Here is a 16539-nt window from a genome sequence, read left to right on the forward strand (position 1 = left end):
CCCCACGTCTTGTCCGCCTACTTCGAAGGCGCCACCAAGGTCGGCTTCGACTTCGCCGGCGAACAGTAACGGGAACCCGCTTTTACAGTGGTGTGCCACAGGCGTCCTGCGGCACACCACCAGCACGTTCTGTTAGGACACCTTGATCGTCGGCGAGTACATGTCGATCCACAGCGAGAGGTCGAGTACGCGTTCGAGTCCATGCCGCGAGGCTTGGGTGATCTGCGGGGTGTCGGTCTCCACTATGCGCCTGAGCCGGTCGGAGTCGACCAGGTCGAAGACCTGGTGGGCCGGGTTGGCGAGCAGGTCCTTGCCGTGCTGTCGCAGTGCGACCGCGTACTTGGGGTCCTGAGTGGACGGATACGGGGACTTCACCCGGTCGATGACCGACTGTGGCAGCACATCGGCCGAGGCGCCACGCAGCAGCGACTTTTCCCGGCCGTCGTAGGTCTTGAGCGCCCAGGGAGTGTTGTAGACGTACTCCACGAGCCGGTGGTCGCAGAAGGGAACCCGGACCTCGAGACCGACCGCCATGGAGGCGCGGTCCTTGCGGTCCAGCAGGATCCGCACGAACCGGGTCAGATGCAGGTAACTGATCTTGCGCATCTGCCACTCGAACTCGCTCTCGCCGTCGAGGCGGCGCACCTCGCCGACCGCGGTCCGGTAGCTGTCTTGCACATAGCGGGGCAGGTCCAGGGCATGCAGCAGCGACTTGTTCAGGATGGTGTTGTCGTCGCCGAAACGGTTCTGGAACTGAACCAGCCAGGGGAACGTGGTGCCCTTACGTGCCTCCGGGTCGAAGAAATGCTTGTAACCGCCGAACACCTCGTCCGCGGATTCTCCGGAGAGCGCGACGGTGGAGTGTCCCCTGATCGCTTTGAACAGCAGGTACAGCGAGGTGTCCATGTCGCCGAGCCCCATCGGGAGATCCCGCGCGCGGATCACCTTCGACCGCGCCTGCGGGTCGGCGAGCTGGTCGGAGTCGAGCACGATGTCCTGGTGCTCGGTCTTCGACCGCTCGGCGACATCGTGCACGTACGGGGTGTCCGGGGTGGCACGCAGTTCGTCGGCGACGAAGTTCTCGGTCTGGCCGACGAAGTCCACCGCGAAGCTGCGGACGGTCTTGCCCTCCTCGGCGAGTTGCCGGGCGGCGATCGCGGTCATCGCGGACGAGTCGAGTCCGCCGGAGAGCAGGGTGCAGCGTGGCACGTCGGAGACGAGCTGGCGGCGGATGATGTCGTCCAGCAGCTCCCGGACGTGGGCCACCGAGGTCTCCTTGTCGTCGGGGTGTTCCCGGGTTTCCAGGCTCCAGTACACGTGCTCGTGAAGGCCGTTGGCATCCACCGTGACCACCGTGCCCGGCACGACCTCGCGCATGCCTTCCCAGATCGCATGGCCGGGCGTCTTGATGAACGCGAACAGTTCACGGATGCCGTCGAGGGTGACCGTGCGCTCGGCGAGGGGGTTCGCCAGGATCGCCTTCGGCTCCGAACCGAACAGCACGCCATCACGAGTGGGGTAGTAGTAGAAGGGCTTGATGCCCATCCGGTCGCGGATCATCACCAGCTTCTGCTCGCGGCCGTCCCAGATGGCGAAGGCGTACATGCCGTTGAGCCGCTCAGCGGCCGCCGCGCCCCATTCCAGGTAGGCGTGCAGCACGACCTCGGTGTCCGAGTCCGTGCGCAGCCGGTGCCCGCGCGTGGTGAGTTCGGCGCGAAGCTCTGTGAAGTTGTAGGCCTCGCCCGAGTACACCATCACGACCGTGCCCTCGGGGGTCGTCACGCTCATCGGCTGCCGGCCGCCGGGCAGGTCGATGATGGCCAGCCGCCGGTGACCCAGCGCCGCGTGGGTGTCGACCCAGGTGCCCCGGTCGTCCGGGCCGCGGCAGGCCATGGTTTCCGTCATCGCGTCAACGGTGGCCTGTTCGGTTCGCAGGTCGCGATCGAATGCGACCCAGCCAGCGATGCCACACACGTTGCTACCTCCTCGCGAAGATTATTTGCATTCGGTACCTATGTAACCCATGGTACGCCCGCGTGGCGGGAATCTGCGTCACGAATCGCGGTGGAGGTACTACTCGGTGTCGTCGACTCGGGTTCAGGGCCTTCGGCGGGCGGTGGTCCGGTCGCCGCGGTGGGCCCGTGCGGTGCGCCACACCAGCCTGATCTCGGAAAGCAGCTCCCATGGCTTGGCCGGCACGGTCTTGGGCAGGGAGCTCGCGAACCGCAGCGGGTCCTTGCGGAAGCGGCGCAGCATCCGCTTGGGTTTGGTGGCCAGCCGCTGGCGGAGATCGGTCAGGTACCGGGCGCGCAGGTCACGCTCGATCACCTTGCCGCACTCGGTGCAGGTGATGGCCGCCAGCAGGCGGCCGGCGTAGGCCAGCTCGTGCCGCGTTTCCTTGCCGCAGCGGGAACAGGTCAGGTCCGCATGCTCGACCGCGCTCATGATCCTTGCCTCACCTCTGATAGTTCACCGACGCCAGTATCTGTTCGGCGACCATCAGATCCTGTGCGTAGGTGACTTTGAAGTTCTCCTGCTCGCCCGCGACCCAGTGCGTCGGAACCGGGGAAAACCGTTCCATCACCGAGGATGTGTCGGTGCCGTCGAAACCTTGGCGCGCGGCTTCCTCGTAGGCGGCGAGGAGCGGGCCGGCGCGAAACGCCTGGGGCGTCTGGGCCCGGATTGCCGGGCACGGCAGGGGACCGGCCAGCGACTCGGCGTCGCCCGCGGTCGCCATGATGTCCTCCGCCGGCAGCCCGGGGACCGCGCCGCCGTGCTGTCGCGCCGCCCGCAGCACTCCGGCGATCAGCTCGGGGCTGACCAGCGGCCGGGCGCCATCGTGCAGGAGCACGGTGTCCACCGTGCCACGGTCGATGCGCTCCGCGAGGTGCCGCAGGGCCTGGAGTTCGGACTCCTGCCGGGTGCGGCCGCCGTAGACGACCTCCACCTCGGCACTGTCGACCTCGCGATCCAGTACCCACTCGACGAGCCTGTGGTCCTGCGGCCGCGCGACCAGCACCAGCGCGCCGATGCCCGGTACCCGGGCGAAGGCGCCCAGGGACCAGGACACCAGCCGCCGCCCGGCCAGTGGCAGGTAGACCTTGTTGACGTCCGCACCGACGCGGGTACCGGACCCGCTGGCCAGCACGACCGCGGCCGCGTGCGAGTGCGCTGCCTTCGATCGTTCCGCCATACCTCAGATCATACGGAGAGGATCTGCTGCAGAGTTGCGAGCAGCCGGGCAGCGTCGGCGCCGTCGCCGACGCGATGATCGACGGTCAGGCCGGCCGTGCACCGCAGGGCGACGCCGATGCCGCCGGGCACCGGGACCACCTTGTGGCCGACTGCGCCGAGCGACAACGCGGTCGCCTGCGGCGGGCTGAGCAGCGCCTGGAACGCGTCGACGCCGAACATGCCCAGGTTCGACACGGTCGTCGTGCCCCCCGACATCTCGGCGAGGGTCAGCTTGCCCGCGCGCGCCCGGCGGACGACATCGGCTATCCGTTCGCCGAGCGTGCCCAGGTCGTCGAGGTCCGGGTCCTTCAGCACTGGAGCGAGCAGACCTCGCTCGGTGTCGACGGCGAGTGCGACACCGATGTGTTCGTGCTGCCGCAGCTGTCCGTCCGCCCATTCGCCGTTGAGCTCGGGGTGCCGCCGTAGCGCCTGGGCGAAGGCCCGCACGAATACCGCGGTCCAACTCTGCGAGGAGGGAACCAGGTCGAGGTCGCGGTAGACCACGAACTGGGGGACGTCGGCGCTGGGCGACATCCGGCGGGCGATGACCGCCCGCGGGCCGCGGCGCGGCTTGAGCGCCGGCTTGGCCTCGGGTTTGTTCTCCGGCTTGATCGCCGGTCTGGTCTCGGTGGGGCCGAGATCGGACAGGCGGATGGTGCCCGCGGGCCCGGTCGGGGTGACCGTGGCGAGGTCGATCCCGCGCTCGGCGGCGACCCGCCGGGCAGCCGGCACCGCGGCGATGACCGCGGGACGTGCCGCGGGCACGGGCTCGGGTTCCGCCGGAACCGGCGTCGCGGCCACGGCGGCTTCGTCGATGGGCGGTTCCACCGGATCGAAGAGACCTTCCAGCAGGTCGTCGCTGGTCGTGGCGACATAAGCGATGGGCTCGCCGACCGCGACGACGTCCTCGGGCTGGGCCACGATCCGGGCGAGGGTGCCCTCGACCGTCGCCTCGACCTCCATGTCGACCTTGTCCGTGGTGACCTCGCAGACCACGTCGCCCGCGCGGATCTCGTCCCCCTCGGCCTTGTGCCAGGTGACCATGACGCCTTCGGTCATCGTCATGGACATCTTCGGCATGACCAGCGGGGTTTGTTTCATCACCACTTCCGCACCAGCTCTTCCGCCTCGCGCACGATGTCGTCGACCTGCGGGACCACGGCGCGTTCCAGCTGCGGCGCATACGGAATCGGCACGTCGAGTCCGCAGAGCCTGGCGATCGGGGCCCGCAGGTACCCGAACGCGGTGGATTCGCCGATCGTCGCGGCGATCTCGGCCATGAACCCCGCCGTCTTGGGCGCTTCCTGCACCAGCAGCGCCCGCCCGGTACCGATGACACTGTCCACAATGGTCTTCGAGTCGAGCGGCTTGAGCGTCCGCGGGTCGACCACACTCGCCTGGATGCCAAGCTGTGCAAGCCGGTCCGCCGCCTCGAGCGACCGCGACACCATCACGCCGGTGGCCACGATCGTCACGTCGGTTCCGGTGCGGCGCACGGCCGCTTCGCCCAGCCGCGCCGGCGTGGCGTCCTCGGGCACCGGGCCGCTCTGCTTGTAGAGCAGCTTGTGCTCCAGGACGATCACCGGGTTGGGATCGTCTATGGCCGCCAGCAGCAGCGCCTTCGCGTCGGCCGGTGTCGCCGGCATGACCACCTTCAACCCGGGCACGTGCGCGAACCAGGCTTCCAGGCTCTGCGAATGCTGTGCGGCCGCGCCGGTGCCGGAACCACTGGGCGCCCGCAGCACCATCGGAACCGTGGCCGCGCCGCCCAGCATGAAGTGGATCTTGGCGGCCTGGTTCACGATCTGGTCCATGGCCTGCGCGGTGAAGTCGGAGAACTGGATCTCCACCACCGGCCGCATGCCCGCGAGCGCGGCCCCCACCGCGGCGCCCACGATGCCCAGCTCGCTGATCGGAGTGTCCCGGATCCGCTCTTCGCCGAAGCGGTGCACGAGGTCACCCGTGACACCGAAAGCGCCGCCATAGACGCCTACGTCCTCGCCGAGCAGGAACACCCGGTCGTCGGCTTCCATCGCCTGCCCGAGCGCTTCGCGCACCGCTTCGGCATAGGTGAGTGTGCGGGTTTCGGAAAGTACCGCGGTCATTTCGCGTACACCCCTTCGGTCACGGAGTCGGCCGATGCGTCCGGAGCGGCATTCGCGGCCCGGACGGCCGCACGGACCTTGTCCCGGGCTTCATCACGGCACGCCTGGACTTCCTGTTCGCCCAGCGTGGCCTGAACGCGCGACTCGAACCGCGCGATGGGGTCGCGTTCGCGCCACTCGTCGATTTCCTCGCGCGTGCGGTAGAGGTTCTTGTCGCTCTTGGAGTGACCCTTCCACCGGTAGGTCGTCGCTTCGATGAGCGTGGGCCCCTCTCCGGCGCGGGCCCGCGCGACCGCGTCCGTGACCACGTCGTGAACCGCCTGCGGATCGTTGCCGTCCACCGTGACTCCGGGGATCCCGTACGCGGCGGCTCGTTCGGACAGGTTCTTGACCCGGAACGCCCGGTTCACCGACATCGACATGCCGTAGTGGTTGTTCTCGCACACGAACACCACGGGGAGGTCCCAGATCGCCGCCAGGTTCACGCCCTCGTGCCACGCGCCCTCGTTGACCGCGCCGTCGCCGAAGAAGCTCACCACGACCTGCCGGCCGCCGCGCATCTTCACCGCCAGCCCGGCGCCCGCGGCGATCGGCACGCCGCCGGCGACGATGCCGTTCGCGCCCAGGTTGCCGGTGGCCACATCCGCGATGTGCATGGAGCCGCCGCGCCCCCGGCAGTAGCCGGTTTCCTTGGCGAGCAACTCGGCCATCATGTCGTCGAGCCGGGCGCCCTTGGCGATGCAATGACCGTGACCACGGTGGGTGGAGGTGATGTAGTCGCCCTCTTCCAGCGCGAGGCAGGTACCGACCGGCACGGCCTCCTGCCCGATGGACAGGTGCATGGTCCCGTGCATGAGGCCGCGCGCGAACAGGTCGTCCACGGCCTCCTCGAACCGCCGGATGGTCCACATCGTGAGCAGGGTTTCCCTGGCCAGCGCGGGGGTTGAGACCAAATCCATTGCTGCTCCCGTCATGCCCTCTTCTCCGCGAGTTTGCGCGCCACCGCGATCGCGTCGACAGGGCGCTCGTTAGGAACCCGGGTAACGCAGTTCAGATGGGCGCCCTGCCGCCCCGATAGCGGACCAAGAAGCCGCGCTCTGTGGATACTTTGGTTGCCGCGACTTGCCACAAGGGGTGTCATGCCGAGATCACCTCGCGCACGGATTCGCCGAGCAGCAGCCGCTCCTGGAGCCGCCGCAGGGAGGCGATGGTGGTGGTTTCGTCGATGGCCACGTCCGCGGACGTCAGAACGGTCCCGGCGGGCACATCGCGCAGCACGCGCCCGCCGCTGACCAGGCCCAGGGGCAGGTGGTCGCCGGCTCGCGCCGCTTCGGCGGAATCCGTGATGCCGTAGACGGTTTCGCCCCCGATGCCGTCGATCAGCTCGCCGGCCTTCAGGTCCCGCTTCGCCGCCGCCATCACTTCCGCGTTCCACGCCACCGGGGCGAGGCTGGGTTTGCGGTCGAGCACCGCCTCCGCGACCGACAGGGGAGCTTCGACGCTGGCGAGGTGGTACGGCCGGTAAAAGGTGTAGTACGGGCCCGGCCCCATGCCGAGATACGCCATCTCGTCGACCACGACGGGGTCGTCGCTGTGCCCGATCACGAACACGCCGGGAGCGACCGGGCCGGTGCAGTAGTCCACCACGCCCGCCGCCGGCAGCTGCCCGCCGTCGGCCTCGGGCCGGAAGATCTTGCTCAGATCGTCCACTGTGGAGTACGGCCCGGTCATGCCGCGGCGGCTGACCCTCAGATCGGTACCGTTCGCGAGCGCGGCCATTTCGATCATCGTCTTCGAGCCGTCGACGAAGCTCGCGAGCATGTGCGGGTTCATCTTCTTGGCCGCGGCCTGCTCGGCGACCGAAGCCGGGGTCGCCGACGGGTCGAGCGGGTTGTTCTTGCCCTTCCCCGCGCAGATCACGGTGAAGCCGATGTCCCGCACGTAGTCGACCAGCGCCTTGCACTCGACGGGTTCGTCGCCGCGGCACACGGTGTAGACCCGGCCGAGTCCGGCGGCCATTGTGGACAGCAGCAGGCCGATCGTGACGTCACACTCGACGTTGAGCATCGCGATGTCCTTGCCGGCCAGCAGTCCGGCGAACGCGACCTGGGCGCCGACCTCGGGGACGCCGCTGGCGTCGACGATCACGTCGACCGGCAGGCGGGTCAGCGCGAGCGCGTCGTCGACCACCACCGGCCGGCCCTGCTCGACGGCGGCCGCCAGGCCATCGCCGCCGGTCAGCACGTCGTCGCGGCCGGCGCGCTGGAATGCGCGGACGCCGCGGTCGGGCGCGATGTCGGCGATGGCGGAGACCTCCATGCCGTCGATGCGGCCGGCCTGCACCACAAAACCCAGCCCCATCTGGCCCGCGCCTACCAGTCCGACGCGTACCGGGCGGCCCAGTTCGCGTTCACGCGCCCGAAGCCGATCGACGTAACTCATGCTCGCTCCTTCGCGCTGCTCATGCCAAAACTCTCCATTTGCACACTTGTGCGTACCATCTGCACGGTAGTGCTCTACTTGGTATCACGTGCTTCTTCAGGCGCACAAGTCGTCGATACATGTGCACATTTGTGCGCGGCCGGCGGAAAGTGGAGATATTCGAAACGTGAGATCACGTTCTGAATAAGACAGCCGGCTTCCGCACCCGCGGAAGCCGGCTTCCCAGGCGGTCCGGGTCAGGCCGCCGATCGCTGTCCCGCGGTCAGGCGGGACACCATCTTGAGCGCGTCGGCGACGGCCTTCGCCACGGCCTTCGAAGGTGCCCGGTCCGCGACGGTCTTGACCGGGCCGGTGAGTTCGGGACGTTCCCGGAAGCCGGCGAACACCGAGGCGCCCTCCATGCCCAGCGCTCTGGTGACCAGATCCTGCCGTCTGTCGATCACCAGCAGGACCACCGCGCCGCGGAACTTTCCCTTGGCGCGCCCGGTCACCAGCAGCACACCGCTGCGGTTTTCCTCCGTAGCAACCTGATTCACCACCCGTGCGTACCGCTGGTGCTGTCGGTAGCTGAGATATCCCGCCACCACGAACCCGCCGACCAAAAACGCCATGACCTGCCAGGTCATGGTTGCCCGCTCAGTGACAACTTGGCCCCGGCCGACGGCAGGGACACCGTGCCCCGCCCGTGGACCGCGCCGGGCAACAGTTGCGTGCCCTCCTCGGGATTGACGTAGACCACGATGTGCCCAAGCGTCTTCAGGTTCTCGTGGGCGCGGTCGCCGACGGCGATCAGTTCGACCTCCTCCTCGCCGAGGCGGAACACGTCTCCGACGCGGACCTCCCGCTCGGGTGCTCCCGCCGGCGAGTGCACCACGCTCACGCTTTCCAGGGCGTCCGGGATGGGATCGGCGTACAGGATGACGACTCCACCGTCCAGCATGTCCGGTGCTTCCTCGCCGGCCCGCAGGATCGTGCTCTCGTAGTAAACAGCCATGGTTCTCCCTGTGTTGTTCAAAACGCGCGATCGACGAATGCTTCTACGGACCGTGACCTGGTAACGCACATCCGGCTATTCGTCCCATCAAACTACAGTCCGAAACTCGCACCCCACGCGATGATGACCGCGAGCGGTGCCGTGATGAGCCGGCTGATCAGCACGGCAGGAGTGCCGACGGCGACCGTCTCGGGTTTCGCCTCACCCAGCGCCAGACCGACCGGGATGAAGTCACAGCCGACCTGGCCGTTGATCGCGAACAACGTCGGCAGCGCGTACTGCACGGGCAGCGCCCCGATCGCGATCTGGCTACCCATCAGCGTGCCGACCACCTGCGCGATGGCCGCGCCCGGGCCGAGGATGGGGGACAGGAACGGCAACGACACCACCAGTGAGATCACGATCAACCCCAGGGGGTTGCTCGCGATGGGCGAGAGCACGTTGGCGATGCCCCGCGCGATCCCGGTGTAGTTCACGATGCCCAGCAGCAGGCTGACGTAGGCCATGAACGGAAGGATCGTTTTCAGGGTCAGGTCGACGGTCTGCCGTCCGGCGGCGAGCATCGTGTTCACGAAGGCGCCGACACCGGAGCCGAACTTCACGAACACCCCGGACACGGAGTCGAACATCCGCCCGAACCCGGTCGACTGGCCGCCGGTCACCGTCGCGGCCACCTCCCGGGCCGACGGGCGCTCGGCACGCGGCGGCACCTTCGGCGCCTCGGTGCCGGCTGTGGTGTCGGTCTCAGCGTCGTTCGCAGTGTCGCTTTCGGACTCTGTGACTTGTTGCACACCGACCGCCGAGACGAACAGCTCCTCGGTGATGAACTTGGCCAGCGGACCGCCCGGTGCGCCGGGGTAGACGTCCACCGTCGGGATTCCCTTGCGCGGGTAGACCCCGATCCGCGCCGTGCCGCCACAGTTGATGACCGCGGCCACCACCTCGTCGTCGGGCACCGTGGTCCGGAATCCGTCGATCGCCTCGGCGCCGGTCAGCTCGGCGATCCTGGCCGCGACCGGGTGGATGCCGCCGCCGGTCACCGACAGCACCTTGGCGCGCTTGCCATCGCACCGCAGCAGCAGGCCCTTGCCCCAGCCGCCCTCGCCGGGGCGGACGAACACCGCGCGGGAAACGTCGGTCTCGGTCATTTCGCACCCGCCTTGGCTGCCTCGAACTGCCGGTCGAAGTCGGCGAACACCTCGGTCCGCCCGGTTCGCTTGATCATGAACGCGGTGATCCGCTCGGTGATCACGCCCCTGATGAAGATCACCACGATGCCGACCAGGAAGTACCGCAAGGCCAGGGGCACCGTGGACACCCCGAGCTGGGCCACTCCGCTCGACACGCCGAGCCACACGAACAGCTCACCGGCGTTGGCGTACGGGAAGAAAGTGGTCACCGGGTGCACGAACGACACCGCGGAGTCGTAGAACGCCGGCTTGTGCCGCTCGGGCAGGAACCTGCCGAACGAGTAGGCCATCGGGTTGGTCAGCATCAGCACGGCGAGGATCGGCATGATCGTGTAGCGCGTGATCCACCACCGGGCCGACCACTGCACCGCCCTGGTCACGCGCTGCTCACCGATGAACGTGGTGAGCGCGTACATTGCGGTCAGCAGCACGACCAGCGTCGGCAGAATGCCGGTCACGAGGCTTACGAACTGCTCACCGGAGGCGGTGAACAGCCCAATGAAGTGGCTGCCGAGCCACTCCAGGACACCGAGGGGACCGGAGCTGGACCCGGTGTCCGCCTGCTGCGCCATTACAGCAAGCGCTTCCATGTTTTCCTCCTTCTGGCCCCCCAGGACAGGACACATCTGCACGAATGTGCAATTGTTCTTCACGTTTGTCAGTGGTGTGTGTAACATGCCGATCCAGCGGCATACAACCCCCAACAGCAAGGGAGCGAGATGGCCGAGATCAGAGTCAAGATCGCGTCCGCGGTCGGCCTGCACGCCCGGCCGGCCAGCCAGTTCGTCAAGGCTGCCGCCCGCCACGGCGCGCAGGTGTCGATCGGCAGGCCGGGTGCGGACCCGGTGGACGCTCGCAGCATGCTTTCCGTGCTGAGCCTGGCGATCGGGCATGGCGAGGAGGTAGTGCTGCGGGCCGAGGGTGATGGCGCAGACGCGGCCCTTGCGGAACTGTCCGAGCTCCTGGTGTCCACTTCGGACGACTGATGCCGCCACCTCGGGAGCAGCAGCTGCTCGTCAAGGCCGCCCGGCTCTACTACGAGGAAGGGCGGTCGCAGCACCAGATCGCCGACCGGCTCGGCGTGAGCCGGTCCAGCGTGTCCCGGATGCTGGCCGCGGCCCGGGAGCGCGGCATCGTGCAGATCCGGATCAACGATCCCGCCGGCCGGGACCTCGACCTGGAAGGCCGGCTCGCCGCCCGGTTCGGGCTGCGGGGCTGCCTGGTCGCGGAAAACCCCGCCGGCGAGCGGTCGCTTCCCCGCGTGGGCGAGCTCGGTGCACGCTGGCTCCTGGAGAACCTCCACTCGGGACAGCGGGTGGGCGTCTCCTGGGGGCAAACCGTGCAGGCGGTCGTGCGGCACGTCCCCGAAGAGAGCGCGCTCGACGTCGAGGTGCTACCCCTGGTCGGCGGGCTGTCCGCGGTCGACTCGGCGATCACCGGCGAGGAACTCGTCCGCGACCTCGCGGACCGGCTGGGCGGGCGGTTCCAGCGGCTGCACGCGCCCGCCCTGCTGACTTCCAAGGCCGGACGGGACATCCTGCTCGCCGAACCGTCCATTGGCGACACTTTGGAGCGCGCCCGCCGGGTGCACGTCGCCGTGGTCGGCATCGGCAGTTTCGGCCTTGGATCGTCCGCGGCGCTGGTGAAAGCCATGGAACTGTCACCGGACGAGTTCAGCAGGTTCCAGCTCGGCGGCCCGGTCGGTGACTGCTGCGCACGGTTCTTTGACCGGGCCGGCAAAGCCGTGCCCGGACCGGTGGACGACCGCGTGCTCAGCGTCTCGCTCGGCGATCTCGCGGGCATTCCCACCGTCGCCGGGGTGGCCTCCGGCACGGAAAAGGCGCCAGGCACGTTGGGCGCCTTGCGCTCGGGTGTGCTCGACGTACTGATCTGCGACCAGTCGCTGGCCGAAGCATTGCTGGACTTGGACAACAATTCGGACTGAGTACGACCAGAAAGGTGTGGAACGTGGCGGAAACGAGGTTGTCCGGTGTCGCCGTCAGCCCGGGATGTGCCAGCGGGCCGGTGGTCCGGATCGCCGAGTCGCTCGGTGAGCCGCCGCGCAGCCCGAAACCGGCCGATCCCCAGGCGGAGGCGGCCCGCATCGTGCCCGCCGCGCAGGCGGTGGCCGCGCGGCTGGAAGAACTGGCCGCGAAGGCCGACGGTGAGGCGGCGGACATCCTCCTGACCACGGCCGCGATGGCCGCGGACCCGGCCTTGGCCGTCGAAGCCGAACGGCTGGTCGTTGCCGAAGAGCTACCGGCCCCGCGCGCGATCTACGATTCCGCCGCGGGCTTCGCACGCAGCCTCGCCGCCGCGGGCGGCTACCTGGCCGAGCGGGTGCGCGACATCGAGGACGTCCGCGATCGCATCGTGGCCGAGCTGCTCGGCGTCGCACCGCCCGGAGTGCCGGAGCTGACGGCGCCCAGCGTGCTGGTCGCGCGTGATCTCGCCCCGGCGGACACCGCCGGACTCGATCCGGCCACGGTGCTCGCCCTGGTCACCGAACAGGGCGGCCCGACCAGCCACACCGCCATCCTCGCGCGGGCACTCGGTATTCCTGCGGTCGTCGCGGTACGGGGGTTGCTCGCGCTCGACGCCGACGCGCTGCTCGTCGACGGCGATACGGGCACCGTCGAACCCGCCGACCCGGCCTCGCCGGTCCGGGCCGCGGCCCGGACCGCGGCGGACTGGGACGGGGTGGGCACGACCTCGGACGGGCACCGGATCAAGGTCCTCGGCAACGTCGGTTCCGTGGCCGACGCACGCGCGGCCGCGGATGCCGGCGCCGAGGGCGTAGGGCTCTTTCGCACCGAGTTCTGCTATCTCGGCGCATCCGCCGAACCCACCGTGGCCGAGCAGCGGGCCGCCTACGCTGCTGTTCTGGCGCCATTCTCCGGAAAACCCGTGACCGTGCGCACGCTCGACGCCGGTGCCGACAAGCCGCTGGCCTTCCTGGCGCAGGAGGCCGAACCGAACCCCGCGCTGGGTGTTCGGGGGCTGCGGATCGCCTTCGACCGGCCAGATGTCCTGGATCGGCAGCTCGAAGCCATCGCCGGGGCGGCCAAGGACTCCGGAGCGGACGTGGCGGTGATGGCGCCCATGGTCGCAACCGCGGCGGAGGCGGCCTGGTTCGCCGATCGCGCCCGTGCGGCCGGAATTCGCCGGGCCGGAGTGATGATCGAGATCCCCGCGGCGGCGCTGGCCGCGCGGGAAATCCTTGCGGTGACGGACTTCGTCTCGGTCGGTACGAACGACCTCGCCCAGTACACCTTCGCCGCGGATCGTCAGCTCGGCGCGGTTGCCGCTCTCAACGACCCCTGGCAACCCGCCTTGTTGCGCTTGCTGCGCCTCGTCGGTGACGCCGCCGCGGACGCGGGCAAGCCCGCCGGTGTGTGCGGCGAAGCCGCTGCCGATCCCTTGCTCGCCCGTGTGCTCGCCGGTCTCGGCATGACCAGCCTGTCGATGAACGCGGCCGCGATCAGGGCGGTCGGTGCCGGCCTGGCCGAGTCCACAATGGACGAGTGCAAGGTGGCGGCGGAAGCGGCGCTGGCCGGTGACCGGCCCAGGCCTTAACCCGCTGTCGCCTCCGATGCCCAGGCTCCGGGTGGGTCTGGCTACAGTGGTCTGATGCGCGAAACGACAGAAGAACTCAACCGGCTCCAGGCTTTGCTCGATGCGTCCCTTTCCCGCTCTACCACCCACCTTCGCTCGATCGTCGCCGAACGCACGCTGACCGCGAAGCAGCTCACGGAGATCCTGACCGGCATGTGCACGCTTGCCCTGTCCACCGTGACGGCGAAGGGCGAACCGCGGATCAGCGGTGCGGACGGACATTTCCTGCACGGTGAATGGTATTTCGGCACGGCGCGCAGCGCCGCCAAGGCGCGCCATCTCGCCGCCCGCCCGGCCGCCAGCGTCGCGCACATGCGCGGCGAAGACCTGGGTGTGTTCACGCACGGCACGGTCGAGATTCTCAATCCCGAGGACGGCGAGCCGGCCGCGGACTGGCCAGACCTGTTGGCGTACTTCAAGGATTTCTACGGCGACGACGCCTTCGACTGGGACAACGACGTGGTTTTCTATCGGCTGCACCCGCACTGGATGACCGTCTTCGCACCCGACGTCGCGAAGCTCACCGCCGAGCGCCCCTAGCTCATGAGACGTCGTTACCTGCCTGAACAGGTGTAGAGCAGGACGGGCAAGCCGGATGACCGAAGTTCGAGGACGAACACCGGCTTGCCTGCCGGGCTCCCGTTTGTTCGCCTCGGCGAAGGTGAAGGTGCCGCTGGCCCGGGTACGATATCCGCCGGATCCATGTGGTACCGGCGGCCGAGTACCTGCGCGGGTGTCGGTGCCCTACCGGCGGTTGGATGACATGCTCGGGGTATGGCACCGGAGATCATTCGCATCAACCCCGATCAGCTGCATGAGACCCCGGGTTATCACCACGTCACAATCGTCGAATCCGGCCGGACGGCCTACCTGGCCGGGCAGTGCCCGCTCGATGCCTCCGGCCGGCTGGTCGGTCCTGGAGATCTCACCGCACAGATCGACCAGGTCGTGTCGAACGCGCTGGCCGCTCTCGCCGCCGCCGGCGCCGAGCCGACCGACGTCGTCCGGTCGGTGATCTACGTGGTGAGCAACGACCAGAAGGTCTTGGCCGAGACGTGGCAACGGCTCACGGGCTCGGCCATCGGTCCGGCGTTCACGACGGCGAGCACGCTGCTGGGCGTCGCGCAACTCGGGTTCCCCGGCCAGCTGGTCGAAATCGACCTCACCGCCGCGCTCACGGGCTGACCTTCGCATATCGTGTCCTTATTGGACTGCGTGGTGAACGCGCTCCTAATTCGTGATCTGGGCAAGCTTGACCCGACGGCATCGACGAAGTGGGCTCTGATTCGGTGCGGTTATCAAGAAAGTGTCTTCTGGGCTGCAATAATCCGAACTGCCAATCGGGAAGTCCACGCGTTCGGACAGCGCGGAGACCTTGGCTGCTGCCCAAAAGTCAGCCTGGAAGTCGCATGAAACGCACCCATACGTGAATATGGCGGATTCAAGTGGTGAGTGCACCAGGTTAGGTTGGCGAGTCTAGCAAGAGGTTGTTGAAGGCTTCGGTGGGTTTGAGCCAGTCGAGCGTCTGTCGTGGACGGTTGTTCAGCTCGTCAGCGACCTTGTCGAGTTCTTGTTGGGTGTAGCCGGATAGGTCCGTCCCTTTGGGGAAGTATTGACGCAAGAGGCCGTTGGTGCTTCTATGTCAAATTGGCGGGCTGGTGGTGAGTGACGTGGTGTTGCCAGGCCGTGCGATCTGTGGTCATAGCTCGGTGGATCACGTCGATGAGGTGGCGTTGGAGGATGCGGCGGGCTCCCCGCGCGCCTTTGGCGGATTCGTGGCGAGCCAGGAGCGCCTGCGCGGGTGGGTGCCGGCGTTTCTGCACGATCGCGGCGGTGTAGAGCACGCTGTTGAGTCGCCGGTTGCCGCCGCGGTGCAGACGGTGGCGTTCGTTGTCGGCAGAGTAGACGGGGATCGGTGCGCAGCCGGTGTAGCGCGCTAGCTTGGCCGAGGTGGCGAACCGGGTGATGTCGCCAATCTCGCTGATCAAGACCGCTGCCGAGTTATGGCTGATCCCGACGACTTCCAGCAGCGCGGGTGCCAAGGGGGTCACGAGTTGCTTGATCGCGGTATCGAGATCGTGGACTCGTTTGTTGATCTCGGCGATCTCGGTGATCATGCCGATCAACGCCTGACGGACGTGCGTCCGCAGCGACGCGGTGTTCACCAGCGCGGTCACCGCTTCCAGATTCCTGGCTCGGGCCAGGTCGCCGGGCGTGTGGTCGAGCCAGACGTGCAGTTGGGCCTTGAGCTGGTTGATCGCCATCGTACGACGCTTGATGAGATCTGTTCGGTAGTCGACCAGGACGCGCAGCTCGCGCACGCGCTCGTCGATGCGGTGCCGGTCCAAGCCGGGGTTGGCGATGGCGGCATGGGCTACCGCGGTGGCGTCGATCTGGTCGGATTTTGCTCCGGTGGCCGCGTGCAGCTTGCGGTGTGCGGCGGCCAGGCGAGTGGGAACCCAGACCACTTCGTGGCCGGCGAGCAGCAGTCCGTCGGCCAAGCGGCGGGCGAAACCCCGGCCGTCCTCAATGGCCCAGGTCACGGGGACTCCGTCCTCGATCGACCTGATCCACTTCAGAAGCACCGCGATCAGGGACACGTCGTTGCTGACGGTCAGCGGCTTGCCGATACGCTTGCCGTCAGCGTTGACGGCCACCGCGACGTGGACGTGCTTGTGCGGATCGATACCCACTGTCACCATCAGTGCTTGCCCTCGTTGTCTGTTTTCGCTGATGACGGGACAGACGCGAGCGCCCTGGTCCGGGGACAGACCTAGTGCGAGTTGACGGCTCAGCAGGCTTCTATCAAGTCACTCCGGGCCAGGACGCTCACCCTGGGGCTGCTGTGGACAGATCAACGGAAGGCCCCTGGAGGCACGTGTTCTCAGAGTCACCCAACAACCCCACCGGTTCTTCCCCCGTCGAAGAAGATCCAGTGCCGCTCACTCTGCACTACTAG

Annotated in this window: 17 protein-coding genes and 1 pseudogene; 5 read left to right on the top strand and 13 right to left on the bottom strand. The window is 68.1% G+C overall.

Translation table 11 applies throughout. The annotated features are described in order from the left end of the window. Positions 1 to 132 precede the first annotated feature (132 nt). From asnB to srlA, 11 genes are all read right to left on the bottom strand, one after another. Positions 133 to 1974, bottom strand: a complete 1842-nt coding sequence (gene asnB, locus A3CU_RS0117850; protein WP_027943470.1) for an asparagine synthase (glutamine-hydrolyzing) — start codon at positions 1972 to 1974, stop codon at positions 133 to 135. 123 nt (positions 1975 to 2097) lie between these two features. Beyond that, entirely contained in the window at positions 2098 to 2445 is a 348-nt protein-coding gene (locus A3CU_RS0117855; RefSeq protein ID WP_027943471.1) for a hypothetical protein, read from the bottom strand. Between the two features lie 10 nt (positions 2446 to 2455). After that, complete coding sequence (locus A3CU_RS0117860) at positions 2456 to 3193, bottom strand: IspD/TarI family cytidylyltransferase (protein WP_027943472.1); 738 nt, start codon at positions 3191 to 3193, stop codon at positions 2456 to 2458. A gap of 8 nt (positions 3194 to 3201) precedes the next feature. Continuing rightward, positions 3202 to 4335, bottom strand: a complete 1134-nt coding sequence (locus tag A3CU_RS0117865) for a dihydrolipoamide acetyltransferase family protein (RefSeq protein WP_043841437.1) — start codon at positions 4333 to 4335, stop codon at positions 3202 to 3204. Continuing rightward, positions 4335 to 5339 carry an alpha-ketoacid dehydrogenase subunit beta gene (locus tag A3CU_RS0117870; protein ID WP_027943474.1) on the bottom strand — a complete coding sequence of 335 codons (1005 nt, stop codon included), beginning with the start codon at positions 5337 to 5339 and terminating at the stop codon, positions 4335 to 4337. Before A3CU_RS0117870 ends, A3CU_RS0117865 begins: the two co-directional genes overlap by 1 nt. Then, the gene (locus tag A3CU_RS0117875) at positions 5336 to 6298 is read right to left on the bottom strand and encodes a thiamine pyrophosphate-dependent dehydrogenase E1 component subunit alpha (RefSeq protein WP_027943475.1); all 963 of its coding nucleotides are present in this window, start codon (positions 6296 to 6298) and stop codon (positions 5336 to 5338) included. Before A3CU_RS0117875 ends, A3CU_RS0117870 begins: the two co-directional genes overlap by 4 nt. A gap of 178 nt (positions 6299 to 6476) precedes the next feature. Then, positions 6477 to 7781, bottom strand: a complete 1305-nt coding sequence (locus A3CU_RS0117880) for an NAD(P)H-dependent oxidoreductase (protein WP_027943476.1) — start codon at positions 7779 to 7781, stop codon at positions 6477 to 6479. A 236-nt stretch (positions 7782 to 8017) separates the two neighbouring features. Then, the gene (locus A3CU_RS0117885; protein WP_027943477.1) at positions 8018 to 8407 is read right to left on the bottom strand and encodes a transcriptional regulator GutM; all 390 of its coding nucleotides are present in this window, start codon (positions 8405 to 8407) and stop codon (positions 8018 to 8020) included. After that, positions 8404 to 8775, bottom strand: coding sequence for a PTS glucitol/sorbitol transporter subunit IIA (locus A3CU_RS0117890; protein WP_027943478.1), 372 nt, complete (start codon positions 8773 to 8775; stop codon positions 8404 to 8406). The genes A3CU_RS0117885 and A3CU_RS0117890 overlap by 4 nt, the downstream gene beginning before the upstream one ends. A gap of 92 nt (positions 8776 to 8867) precedes the next feature. Next, the gene (gene srlE, locus A3CU_RS0117895) at positions 8868 to 9923 is read right to left on the bottom strand and encodes a PTS glucitol/sorbitol transporter subunit IIB (RefSeq protein ID WP_027943479.1); all 1056 of its coding nucleotides are present in this window, start codon (positions 9921 to 9923) and stop codon (positions 8868 to 8870) included. Then, complete coding sequence (gene srlA, locus A3CU_RS0117900) at positions 9920 to 10555, bottom strand: PTS glucitol/sorbitol transporter subunit IIC (protein ID WP_245617144.1); 636 nt, start codon at positions 10553 to 10555, stop codon at positions 9920 to 9922. Before srlA ends, srlE begins: the two co-directional genes overlap by 4 nt. 129 nt (positions 10556 to 10684) lie before the next feature. Between srlA and A3CU_RS0117905 the strand changes: the two genes are divergently transcribed. The 5 genes from A3CU_RS0117905 to A3CU_RS0117925 all read left to right on the top strand — a co-directional run bounded on the left by A3CU_RS0117905 (position 10685) and on the right by A3CU_RS0117925 (position 14765). Beyond that, positions 10685 to 10951 (top strand): HPr family phosphocarrier protein, encoded by a 267-nt coding sequence (locus A3CU_RS0117905; protein ID WP_027943481.1) that lies wholly within the window; start codon positions 10685 to 10687, stop codon positions 10949 to 10951. Beyond that, positions 10951 to 11910: a sugar-binding transcriptional regulator gene (locus A3CU_RS0117910; RefSeq protein ID WP_027943482.1), complete on the top strand. Its 960-nt coding sequence runs from the start codon at positions 10951 to 10953 to the stop codon at positions 11908 to 11910. Before A3CU_RS0117905 ends, A3CU_RS0117910 begins: the two co-directional genes overlap by 1 nt. Positions 11911 to 11933: 23 nt before the next feature. After that, positions 11934 to 13541: a phosphoenolpyruvate--protein phosphotransferase gene (gene ptsP, locus A3CU_RS0117915; protein ID WP_027943483.1), complete on the top strand. Its 1608-nt coding sequence runs from the start codon at positions 11934 to 11936 to the stop codon at positions 13539 to 13541. A 54-nt stretch (positions 13542 to 13595) separates the two neighbouring features. Beyond that, positions 13596 to 14120 carry a pyridoxamine 5'-phosphate oxidase family protein gene (locus A3CU_RS0117920; RefSeq protein ID WP_027943484.1) on the top strand — a complete coding sequence of 175 codons (525 nt, stop codon included), beginning with the start codon at positions 13596 to 13598 and terminating at the stop codon, positions 14118 to 14120. 234 nt (positions 14121 to 14354) lie between these two features. Next, a complete protein-coding gene (locus tag A3CU_RS0117925; RefSeq protein ID WP_027943485.1) occupies positions 14355 to 14765 on the top strand; it encodes a RidA family protein in 411 nt (136 codons plus the stop codon). 277 nt (positions 14766 to 15042) lie between these two features. On the opposite strand, the pseudogene A3CU_RS52470 reads toward A3CU_RS0117925, so the two are convergent. Continuing rightward, positions 15043 to 15222, bottom strand: a pseudogene (locus tag A3CU_RS52470) (transposase); the annotation flags it as partial. Then, positions 15218 to 16282, bottom strand: a complete 1065-nt coding sequence (locus tag A3CU_RS0117930; RefSeq protein ID WP_027943332.1) for an IS110 family RNA-guided transposase — start codon at positions 16280 to 16282, stop codon at positions 15218 to 15220. The gene A3CU_RS0117930 and the pseudogene A3CU_RS52470, both read right to left, overlap by 5 nt. Between the last annotated feature and the right edge of the window lie 257 nt (positions 16283 to 16539).

Source organism: Amycolatopsis taiwanensis DSM 45107 (genome assembly GCF_000519205.1).
Lineage (GTDB): Bacteria > Actinomycetota > Actinomycetes > Mycobacteriales > Pseudonocardiaceae > Amycolatopsis_E > Amycolatopsis_E taiwanensis.